The sequence below is a fragment of the Moorena sp. SIO3I6 genome (assembly GCF_010672095.1).
Genome location: NZ_JAAHHU010000178.1, coordinates 1 through 10,523 on the forward strand (window position 1 = coordinate 1; position 10,523 = coordinate 10,523).

Below are 10,523 nucleotides of genomic sequence, written 5' to 3' on the forward strand. Positions count from 1 at the left end.
GGCTTTAGCTATAATCCCCACTCGTGTTTTAGGACTTCTTTGTACATTGTTTCACGCATCATCATTTGCTCATAGAGTTTGATTAGGAATTCCTGAGCTTGCTCACGGCTCATTTTCTGGACCTGAGTTTCAAAGGACCGCAGGTTAAATTTTTGTTCCAGGGAAAGTTCTACGGGTTTAGACATAGTTGAGCTCCTTAAAAACTAATCATGGGTTTTGGCTGGCTACAGCAGCCCTAGTTTTGATCAGGCTAGGTATCGGTAAATGTATCAACCGTTAACCTATCTGACCTTTCATGAAGAATCGTAACAATTATTTGACAAAATGACCAGGTTTTGGTCCATTATGACGTTAGATATGACCTAGACTATTTCTAGCAAGTTCCCTGGCTAGGATTGATGCTGTCGAATTCGGTATAGCAGAAGTCAGAAGTCATACCGAGTTGCATTCAAAGAGAGTAGATTAGTTGGATAGGGAGATGGGGAGATAGGGAGATGGGGAGATAGGGAGATAGGGAGATGGGGAGATAGGGAGATGGAGAGATTCGCGGAAGAGAAAGTTGTACCTTTGACCGCAACTTAGTATCAGAAGTCAGCTAGACTCACGTTTCGGAGTTTATGAATGATAGTGCTATATAATTACTTCTTATACTCGATAAAACACAATAGGTGCGCGCCTCGTGGCGAGTAAATCGCCCTTGGGTCGCACCTGTAGAATAGGCATCTTGCCGTGGAATCGGCATCAGGCGTGGAACTGGCATCAGGCGTAGAACTGGCATCAGGCGTAGAACTGGCATCAGGCGTAGAACTGGCATCAGGCGTAGAACTGGCATCAGGCGTAGAACTGGCATCAGGCGTAGAACTGGCATCTTGCCAGTTTCCTCCTTATTTTCGGGCGGGCAGGATGCCCACTCTACTGATATTCATTCAAAGACTGACGCAACGCCGATAAGACAACCAGCACCCTACCGGTATAGTATTTAATTGACTATATTGTAATGAATACAGTTGAGTCAGTGGCTTCGTCGATGGGATTGGCCTTTGAGCCACGCTACGCTCAGGAAGCGAACGCATCCCCGAGATACAACCAGCACCCTAACGGAATAGTAGTTAATTAACTATAGTTGAGATCCCATTAGCTACTTGACCTAGACCCTAGACAGCTAACGATTCATCCTTAGTTACTTACCTGGTCAATGCTAGTTAATCCGGAATTACCTAGCTGCTAACAAACAAGCAATCCCTACAATACCGCTACAATAGGGATATGCCCAAATCTACTTCTTCTGACAACTCTCCCCCGGTCCCTGAGGATGACCCAATGGCAGCATCCCCGCTACTGATCCTAATTGATGGTCATTCTCTGGCTTTTCGCTCCTATTTTGCTTTTGCCAAAAGTCGTCAGGGTGGATTACGCACCAAAACGGGAATTCCGACCAGTGTCTGTTTTGGCTTCATTAAATCCTTGCTAGAGGTAATGGAGTCAGAAAACCCGAATGCGATCGCAATTGCTTTCGATACCAAAGAAGCCACCTTTCGCCAACAAGCCGATGCTAGTTATAAAGCCAATCGCACCGAAACACCAGAAGATTTCCTCCCAGATGTAAAGAATCTCCAGCAGTTACTACAAGGGTTAAGAATCCCAGTAATAACCTCTCCTGGTTATGAAGCTGATGATATATTAGCAACTTTAGCTCACCAAGCTACTGATCAAGGCTATCGGGTCAAAGTTGTATCTGGCGATCGCGATTTATTTCAACTCGTTGCTCCAGATAAAGGGATTACCGTTTTATATCTCAGTGGTGCCTTTGCGAGAGGGAGTGCTACAGTTGGCCCAACGGAATATGGCTTAGAAGAAGTAGAAGCAAAATTGGGAGTTTTACCCTCTCAAGTCGTAGATTATAAAGCCCTCTGTGGCGATCCATCCGATAATATTCCTGGAGTGAAGGGCATCGGAGCAAAGACTGCTGTTAAGTTACTCAAAGAATACCAAACCCTGGATAATATTTATGCTTCCCTTGATACTATTAAGGGTGCCGTTAAGAAAAAGCTGGAAGTAGGTAAGTTAGATGTAGAACATGCTCGCTATTTGGTTCAATTGCGATTTGATACTCCTATCGATATTGATTTAGAGCAGTGTCAGCTCCAAGGATTTGATCCTCAAGTGCTCAAACCGCTATTGGAGAAGTTAGAGTTAAAGTCATTTATCAGTCAAATAGATAAACTTCAGCAGCGTTTTGGTGGCGTAGTGCTAGAGGATATCCAAACTGATGCCCCAAATGATACTGATAGTGATACTGATAGTGATACTGATAGCAATACTGATAGCAATACTGATACTCAGGAAGATCAGGGTATTTCCTTTTTCAGTGCAGCGGAAACGGAAGAGTTTCAAGAGCAAGGGTCTAATACTGGTTCGATTCAACCACAAATTATCGATACTGTAGACAAGCTGACTCAATTAGTTGAACAGCTGAAATACTATACCGATGCTGGAAATCCTGTAGCTTGGGATACAGAAACTAGTGATTTGGAACCACGGGATGCTGAGTTGGTGGGGATTGGCTGTTGTTGGGGAAAAGAACTTACTGATGTTGCTTATATTCCTATCGGTCATAAAGATGGGACTAATTTAGATAAGGATATAGTCTTAGAATCCCTACGTCCAATTTTAGAAAGCTCAGATTATCCCAAAGTCTTACAAAATACGAAATTTGACCGACTAGTGTTCCGTTGTAACGGGATTAAGCTAGCAGGAGTGGTATTCGATACCATGCTAGCGAGTTATGTACTCAATCCCGAAACTAGCCATAAACTTAGTGACCTAGGGCTGCACTATTTAGGAATAGAAGCAAAAAGTTATGATGACTTAGTTCCGAAAGGGAAAACTATCGGAGATTTAGACATTCCCACGGTAGCCGATTACTGTGGGATGGATGCTTATACCACCTTCGGAATAGTTTCTAAATTGCGAGAAGAATTGGCGAAAATTCCAGCTCTGCAGGAATTGTTGCTAGATGTAGAGCAACCCCTCGAACCAGTATTAGCTGAGATGGAATACCAGGGGATTAGTATTGATAAGGATTATCTGGAACAGTTCTCTCAACAGCTGGAAAAGGATTTAGTGGCAATTAAACAGCAAGCCTATCAAGATGCTGGACAAGAATTTAATTTAGGTTCCCCTAAACAGCTGAGTCAGTTACTGTTTGAGAAACTAGGGTTAGATCGTAGGAAGTCTCGTAAAACCAAAACTGGTTACTCTACCGATGCTACTATCTTAGCTAAATTACAAGGAGACCATCCAGTAGTAGATGCTGTTTTGGAATACCGTAGTTTATCTAAATTGAAATCTACTTATGTGGATGCGTTACCAGCACTGATGCGTTCCGATACTAAACGAGTACATACGGATTTTAATCAGACCGTGACCACAACTGGTAGACTATCTTCATCTAGTCCTAATCTACAAAATATTCCTATCCGTACTGATTTTAGTCGCCAGATTCGGAAGGGTTTTATTCCAGAATCCGGTTGGCTGTTGGTATCCGCTGACTATTCCCAAATTGAGTTACGAATCCTAGCCCACTTGAGCCAAGAGCCAGTGCTAGTGGAGGCTTACCAAACTCAAGCCGATGTCCATACCTTGACAGCGCAAATGTTATTTGATAAAGAAGACATTACTGCTGAAGAGCGGCGCTTGGGTAAAATAATTAATTTTGGCGTAATTTACGGCATGGGAGCACAACGGTTTGCTCGGGAAGCTAAGGTATCGGCAGCTGAAGGAAAAGAATTTATTGATCGATTGAACCAACGCTATCCTCTAGTGTTTGCTTATTTAGAGGAAACCAAGAAAAAAGCGATCGCACAAGGCTATGTAGAAACTATACTCGGACGCCGTCGCTACTTTAGCTTTGGTGGTAACAGTCTTAGAAAGCTACAAGGTAAGCCTCTTGATCAGATTGATCTCGATCAACTTAAGGGTATCAATCCCTATGATGCTGGATCATTAAGAGCAGCAGCTAATTCCCCAATCCAAGGCTCTAGCGCTGATATAATCAAAATTGCTATGGTTAATTTGTATCAAGTGTTACAGAAATATCAGGCGCGGTTGCTATTACAAGTCCATGATGAATTAATCTTTGAAATTCCCCCTGATGAATGGGAAGAATTGCAGGTAAAAATTCGGGAAACTATGGAATCAGCAGTTAAGTTGACTGTTCCTTTAGTTGTGGAAATACATGCTGGGGAAAATTGGATGGAAGCGAAATAGGGTAATAGTGCGTAGGGTGCGTTAGGGGCGGACTTGTGGTTATTTTTATCCTCGCAGCCAGGGTTGGAATAGTCCGCACCGTAACGCACCACCGAGTCTAATTCAGAGTTGACACTACCCGGTCTAATGATGAAATCTTTACTGAATAAGGGTTTTGGAATTTAGAAGTGTTTGCCCTGCTTGTGGCTAGAGATACAAAACCATTCGCAAACCATCATCTACCTCCTCCTGTAAATAGTCTGGAAGTGAGCCGATGCGTTCAGTTAGAAATACTTTGTCAACTGTGAAAATCTGAGAAACATTAGCGACAGAATCTCTAGATAAGCCTGATACTTTGCTAGGCAACAATACGTTGCCTGGGGCTTCTGCTAGCTGAGTATTTGAGGTAATTATTACAACGATAACCGTATTTATAGGGCTCTGATTAAAAAGATCATCTTGAATTATCAACACAGGACGACGATATCCTGGTTCAGAACCTTTTGGGTCAGGCAGATTTGCCCACCAAATTTCCCCACGATACATTACCATTTATCATCAGGCAGAGACATGAACTGTATCTTTGCCATCACTGGATCTAGCTCAGAAGACTCTTTATAGTAGACTTCATTCAGCTTGTGTAAAATTTCATGGCGATTGTACTTTTTAAGATAAGCTTTTAATGCTTTTAGGTAGAGTTCACTACGTGACAAGCCCATCTCTTTAGCAAGGGCTTCTGCCTCTTCAAAAACTGAGTCTGGAAGTGAAATTGCGGTTTTCATAGTGACCTTAGGAATAAGACCTATTTCTTAATTATACTTTGGTTATACCAAGATTGCAATAGCTCCGCCTATTATGTATTTAAGTAGGTTATTTAAATTATAACTAGGTGGGTATAAATAAACGTTAAAACCTAAGCATTAAGCCCTCAGCCGTTGACCGTAGGCCACGCTACTTTAGGTCAGTCAGCTTCAAAGAAACCTAGAACGAAAGAATTTAATAGTTCCAGATTAATGAGAATTGAAAGTTTGGAGAAAAGTGCTTGGCCATTGGCCACGCTACGCGAACAGCATGCTACACGCTTCGACGCTGATAGCTGACCTCGCTAAGCCCCTGACCCCCTCAACTACTAGCTGGAAAACTACCACCAACAAAGTGAATATCACTGAAGGTTTCAATCCACAAACGAGCACCACAATCCAATGGCTGATCTGGCTGATACACAATCTTACACGGACCAAGGATTTCCACCTCATTACCGTAGAGATTAGTGCCCTTTCGTTTTACTGAAATCACTGGCTTCCGGTCTTTCGGGCTTTTCTTCATATTTGAGCCAATGTGATTGCGGTTGACATTAATCTTCGCTAAAGCAGGGGGACGACTAGTGCGCCATTTCCCCTTTGGTCCACGATTACCTTTGGTAATTTGTGGCAAATGGTTGAACAGAGGAATAATCCAGAATTTCCCGCTTTTATAGGCACCCCGCACCCGACCCTTCTCTAGGAGTTGGCGTAATCGTCGAGATGAAATTCCTAATAGAGATGCTGCTTCAGTAGTTCCAACGCACTTGTTCATCAGTGGACTCTCCCTTAACTATTCCGATAATACTAGTTTAAAGGAAAAAAGAGAAATCGACAATTTCCGGGAATCGGAAATCGGGAATCGGAAAGAAACGGAAGAGTTTAGGATACGATCAGTGGATGCGATCGCAACCGTCAGTTTCCCGGTTCCAAAATTTGCCTGTCATGCTACCCTCGCCATAGTGGATGCGGTGAGTTGGGATTTGAGTGGTACACGATTCTCGCCCTGGAGACGCTACGGGATTGACCTTGGCCAAAAGGCCGCGCTACGCAAATGGTCACGCTACCCGAACGCAACCTTTAACAGTCCAGTTTCAAAACTCGCCCATCCCTATACCTTCAACATGGTGGCGGGCGCATCTATTGCTGCATTGATGGAGTGCGATCGCATCTGTTTTACTAGGAGGATACTGATGCTGTGGGGTTGCGCAATCAAGGAATGATTTTAATATATGTCAAGAAATTCCCCTTATTTATCAATAGTTTCAACATAATGCTAAACACAGCAAACAGGGAATAGATAAAAGGGCTGATATCTACATATTGGGTATGCTCACCAGCTTCTTTACTTAAACCTAATCCCTCTTGCTGTACTAGCCGTTTAGCTAACAGTAAATTATTACCAGCACGCTTTCATGTGGCACACAGAGTAAGCGACTATTCCATAATTGAAAGATCTGGGTTATTGCATACACTACAAGGATCTAGTGGGTCTGTGTTTCCACTATTACCGCTACCAATAGTATCTTCATCAGTTAGGCAGCTGATATTCTTGCTCGAATGGAGACTACCATTGTAGTAATAATTTAGAAAACAGGAATCACCTTCTTGTTCTATAACAAAGCAATCTATATTATCACCACATGGGTCTTCCTGTGTATTGATTTCATCGGCGAGTGTTTTTACAGGTGCTAACCCGATCATTGAAAAGGCTAAAGAACTGCTCAACAAAATAGTCGAAAAATTTTTAAGCATAATACTAAGAACTTGAAATCGTTAGTCGCACACTTTAATCAGACATGATTTGTAATTGATTGTTCCCGCGCGACAAAAAAAAATGGGGGAAGAAACTTATCTCCTCCAGAACTTACCGATCAAATCTACTTGTACGGTTAATTAAAACGCACCTTACGCTATATATAGCGGATACAGCGGTTTACAATTGCTGTTAGGTACTTTCGTTTTGGGTTTTTAGGGAGCAGGGACTAAGGCTGTGGGACACGCTACGGACGGAGCAGGGAAGAGAGAAGACAATCCTGTGTACCTCATAATTATGGCTCTTCCGTACTAAGAGCAGGGAAATCTAAAGTTGTAAGGAATGGCCTTTAAGGGATCAGATCCTTTTCAATCACTTGAGGAGTGGTTAGAATCTTTAGACATATAAATACTATAGTCATCAGATGCAAAATTACAAACAAGATCAGAAGCTAGTAAACCCGGAGAATCCACCTAGATCTTTAGTTAAGAATTTTTTATGGATGGGAATCGGTATTGCAACACTTTTCATTACTGGTGAGGGAGTCATTTTTGGCTATCAGCAATGGCTATCTCATCAAGAGCAACTATTTGTGGACACTATGGAAGACCTGATCATCAATAAAGACTTTGTCGAGTGTATGAACAAAGCTCTAGAAATTCCTGAAACTTCTCACCAATCGTATAATGCTCGAGCTTTTCTAAATCAGTGTGCTCAAGGACAGTTGGCTCAAGCAGAGAAAGTGGTAAAAGATGGCCAAAAGGCCACGCTACGGGAACAGGAGTTGAAACCCGTTGATGAAAATTATAAATTAGCCATTAACTTGGCCAAACAAATTCCTTCATCAACCTCTGTCTATAATAAAGCTCAAGATGGGATCCTTAAGTGGGAAAAAAAGTGGAGACAATTAGTTGGAGTAGAAGGCTTTACTGATGGCATCTATTTTTACCAGCAGAACAAAGGTTCTAATCTATATCTGATTTTCCAGAAGCAAGGAAATACTATTTTAGGTAAAAAATATGGGTTTCACAGTGATTATATAGTTTGTTTGAGAGGAGTTGTACGGCGTAATATACTGGAAGATGTAACTGGAATTTCTTATGGCCTTGATTTTATACCACAGGTCGAAAGTGTTGACCCAATAAATTTATCGAAGTGGTATCGAATAAGTTGGGATAAAATCTCTAACTCTAGCAAGTATCCTCTACAATATGCTTATAACAATAAGCATCATCATATAGAATCTTGTCAAAAAGAATTCGATAAAAACCCTTGACAGACTTAGCTAGTAGCCGGAAAACTACCACCAATAAAGTGAATATCACAGAAGGTTTCAATCCACAAACGAGCACCACAATCGAGTGGATTATCCGGCTGATACACAATCTTACACGGACCATTATTTTCGGGAATCGGGAGTCGGGAATCGGGAATCGGGAATCGGGAATCGGGAGTCGGGAGTCGGGAATCGGGAATTGGGAATTGGGAATCGGGAATGCGATCGCATATAACTATGATCGATCGGGAAATGCTTTCGCGGAGCGGCTCCAAAGGACTTGACCGTTCGCGTAGCTTGGCCAAAAGGCCAAGGTCAATCGTGCAGCGCCTCGAAGCTCCCATCGCACATAGCCATAAATTATTCTATAAACTAATTTATATATTGATATACAACACAGGATTTTTACCCACTCCACTACTCCCTACTCCCTACTCCCTGCTCCCTGCTCCCTATTCCCTGTTCCCTGCTCCCTATTCCCTGTTCCCTCCTCCCAACATTTGTTACAAAAGTTTTCAAAAAATGTTATAATGAAAGATTATTTGTGTTATAATAAAATTACCGTGGGCGCTAAAACGTTCCACGGTAAGAGCCAGCCGACAGTTTCTCCCGGCTACAGGCTGGCTCTGGAGCCCCAGTTAAGGAGATACCTAATATTTTATGTCGTACTCTCAACGCCTATATCCATGGGCGCTCATTAGGTTATTGCCGAAGATGCAGCGGGTGGTTGTTCGTCGTTTTCGGAACCGTTCTGATGCGGAGGGTCACTTGCAGGCTCTTAAACGGCTGATGCCTGATGAAAAATTTATTATTATCTTCGATTTAGGAGACCCTATAGACGGCGATTCTATAGAGGGCGAGTCTATAGTCGAAGAATCTTAAGAAGCAGGAAGTTTGGGAAGTCTGAAAAGCCCAGCTCTTTACTAATCAAATTTTAGTTGAACCCCATAAACAGCCCTGCAAAGTGGGGTGTGTGTAAGTCAATCATTCATCTTGATTCGGTCAATTGTATTGTATGGCAAAACCTGTAGATATTGGTAGCAAACGCTTAATCAGTCTAGCACCCAATGCTTGGGTGCAATGGGTAACCGGTAATTCCCAAGTGCGGGCATCTCAGTTACTCGATGCTGAGTTTCAATGGATTAGTCGCGAAAGCGATGTCATTGTAAAAGCGTCTAGTCCTGAACACTCCGAATTTCTGATTCTCAATGAATTACAACTACGCTATGACCATAAGATGCCTCAGAGAATGCGCAATTATGTGGCTTTAGCTGAGGATAAATACAACCTATCCGCTTATCCGGTATTAATTAACATCTTGCCACCTCCAACCACGGTTACTATTGAAAATTGCTACGACAGTGAATTCATGGGATTAAAGGCACGTCAAGATTATCGGGTAATTAATCTGTGGGAAGTAGAGGCGGAATTAGTATTAGGACAACCTTTGCCTCCCTTATTTCCATTTGTACCGATTTTATTTGGAGGTGGTAGTGAATCGAAATTGCGCTCAGCCGTGCAGGCTTTACGGGCGGATCAAACTTTGAATCAACTAGAACCGCTCTTAGCGTTCTTTGCTAGCTTTGTTTTAGAGATACCCTTAATTCAACAAATCATGAGGTGGGATATGACAGTATTACGAGAATCACCCTGGTATCAAGAGATTTTACAAGAGGGTGTGGCTCAAGGCATTGAACAAGGCATCCAACAAGAACGTCGAGGCAGTTTAGAGCGCATCCTTAAACTGCGATTTTCAGAGATTCCTGTCGAGATATCCGTCTCAATTCAATCCTTAACTCTCGAACAATTAGAAGAGTTGATGGCCACAGCATTAACCGTTAACTCCCTAGATGAGTTTAGTCAAAATTTGCCTAATTAATTAAATAAGACCACACCCCACTTCGACCGTGGGGTGGGTTTTCCTCGAATTCAACAAATCATGAGGTGGGATATGACAGTATTACGAGAATCGCCCTGGTATCAAGAGATTTTACAAGAGGGTGTTGCTCGAGGCATCCAACAAGAACGTCGAGGGAGTTTAGAGCGCATCCTTAAACTGCGATTTTCCGAGATTCCTTCAGAGATATCCGTCTCAATTCAATCCTTAACTCTCGAACAATTAGAAGAGTTGATGGCCACAGCATTAACCGTTAACTCCCTAGATGAGTTTAGTCAAAATTTGCCTAATTAATTAAATAAGGCCACACCCCACTTCGACCGTGGGGTGGGCGTAAGTCAATAATTAGTCTTAATTGGATCAATTGTATGACAAAACGTGCAGATATTGGTAGCAAACGCCTAATCAGTCTCGCTCCTAATGCTTGGGTGCAATGGGTAACCGGTAATTCCCAAGTGCGGGCATCTCAGTTACTCGATGCTGAGTTTCAATGGATTAGTCGCGAAAGCGATGTCATTGTAAAAGCGTCTAGTCCTGAACACTCCG

13 protein-coding genes and 1 pseudogene are annotated in these 10,523 nt (G+C 42.4%); 7 read left to right on the plus strand and 7 right to left on the minus strand.

Annotated elements, in window-relative coordinates:
- Window positions 1-8: 8 nt before the first annotated feature.
- Both F6K49_RS29900 and F6K49_RS29905 read right to left on the minus strand, forming a co-directional pair.
- Window positions 9-185, minus strand: a complete 177-nt coding sequence (locus tag F6K49_RS29900; RefSeq protein WP_293047843.1) for an NblA/ycf18 family protein — start codon at window positions 183-185, stop codon at window positions 9-11.
- Window positions 186-601: 416 nt separating this feature from the next.
- A complete protein-coding gene (locus F6K49_RS29905) occupies window positions 602-868 on the minus strand; it encodes a hypothetical protein (RefSeq protein ID WP_293025233.1) in 267 nt (88 codons plus the stop codon).
- Between the two features lie 398 nt (window positions 869-1,266).
- Between F6K49_RS29905 and polA the strand changes: the two genes are divergently transcribed.
- Entirely contained in the window at window positions 1,267-4,269 is a 3,003-nt protein-coding gene (gene polA / locus F6K49_RS29910) for a DNA polymerase I (RefSeq protein ID WP_365940153.1), read from the plus strand.
- A 186-nt stretch (window positions 4,270-4,455) separates the two neighbouring features.
- Here the strand turns inward: polA and F6K49_RS29915 are convergent, their stop codons facing one another.
- The 3 genes from F6K49_RS29915 to F6K49_RS29925 all read right to left on the minus strand — a co-directional run bounded on the left by F6K49_RS29915 (window position 4,456) and on the right by F6K49_RS29925 (window position 5,823).
- Window positions 4,456-4,800 (minus strand): type II toxin-antitoxin system PemK/MazF family toxin, encoded by a 345-nt coding sequence (locus tag F6K49_RS29915; RefSeq protein WP_293025231.1) that lies wholly within the window; start codon window positions 4,798-4,800, stop codon window positions 4,456-4,458.
- Window positions 4,794-5,030, minus strand: coding sequence for a hypothetical protein (locus F6K49_RS29920; protein ID WP_293025229.1), 237 nt, complete (start codon window positions 5,028-5,030; stop codon window positions 4,794-4,796). The genes F6K49_RS29915 and F6K49_RS29920 overlap by 7 nt, the downstream gene beginning before the upstream one ends.
- 340 nt (window positions 5,031-5,370) lie before the next feature.
- Window positions 5,371-5,823, minus strand: coding sequence for a helix-turn-helix domain-containing protein (locus tag F6K49_RS29925; protein ID WP_293025227.1), 453 nt, complete (start codon window positions 5,821-5,823; stop codon window positions 5,371-5,373).
- On the opposite strand from F6K49_RS29925, the gene F6K49_RS29930 reads away from it, so the two are divergent.
- Window positions 5,816-6,271 (plus strand): hypothetical protein, encoded by a 456-nt coding sequence (locus F6K49_RS29930; protein ID WP_293025225.1) that lies wholly within the window; start codon window positions 5,816-5,818, stop codon window positions 6,269-6,271. The two genes, F6K49_RS29925 and F6K49_RS29930, sit on opposite strands and share 8 nt — an antisense overlap.
- Window positions 6,272-6,485: 214 nt before the next feature.
- On the opposite strand, the gene F6K49_RS29935 is transcribed toward F6K49_RS29930, so the two are convergent.
- Entirely contained in the window at window positions 6,486-6,803 is a 318-nt protein-coding gene (locus F6K49_RS29935) for a hypothetical protein (protein WP_293071986.1), read from the minus strand.
- Between the two features lie 425 nt (window positions 6,804-7,228).
- Between F6K49_RS29935 and F6K49_RS29940 the strand changes: the two genes are divergently transcribed.
- Window positions 7,229-8,080: a hypothetical protein gene (locus tag F6K49_RS29940; RefSeq protein ID WP_293102436.1), complete on the plus strand. Its 852-nt coding sequence runs from the start codon at window positions 7,229-7,231 to the stop codon at window positions 8,078-8,080.
- A gap of 5 nt (window positions 8,081-8,085) precedes the next feature.
- Here F6K49_RS29940 and F6K49_RS29945 read toward each other — a convergent pair.
- A pseudogene (locus F6K49_RS29945) lies at window positions 8,086-8,202 on the minus strand (DNA-binding protein); the annotation flags it as partial.
- A 199-nt stretch (window positions 8,203-8,401) separates the two neighbouring features.
- On the opposite strand from F6K49_RS29945, the gene F6K49_RS29950 reads away from it, so the two are divergent.
- The 4 genes from F6K49_RS29950 (at window position 8,402) to F6K49_RS29965 (ending at window position 10,271) form a co-directional block, all read left to right on the plus strand.
- Complete coding sequence (locus tag F6K49_RS29950) at window positions 8,402-8,611, plus strand: hypothetical protein (RefSeq protein ID WP_293102439.1); 210 nt, start codon at window positions 8,402-8,404, stop codon at window positions 8,609-8,611.
- 129 nt (window positions 8,612-8,740) lie between these two features.
- The gene (locus F6K49_RS29955) at window positions 8,741-8,962 is read left to right on the plus strand and encodes a hypothetical protein (protein WP_293072215.1); all 222 of its coding nucleotides are present in this window, start codon (window positions 8,741-8,743) and stop codon (window positions 8,960-8,962) included.
- A 133-nt stretch (window positions 8,963-9,095) separates the two neighbouring features.
- Entirely contained in the window at window positions 9,096-9,959 is an 864-nt protein-coding gene (locus F6K49_RS29960) for a DUF4351 domain-containing protein (RefSeq protein ID WP_293102443.1), read from the plus strand.
- Between the two features lie 72 nt (window positions 9,960-10,031).
- The gene (locus tag F6K49_RS29965; protein WP_293102446.1) at window positions 10,032-10,271 is read left to right on the plus strand and encodes a DUF4351 domain-containing protein; all 240 of its coding nucleotides are present in this window, start codon (window positions 10,032-10,034) and stop codon (window positions 10,269-10,271) included.
- Window positions 10,272-10,523 lie beyond the last annotated feature (252 nt).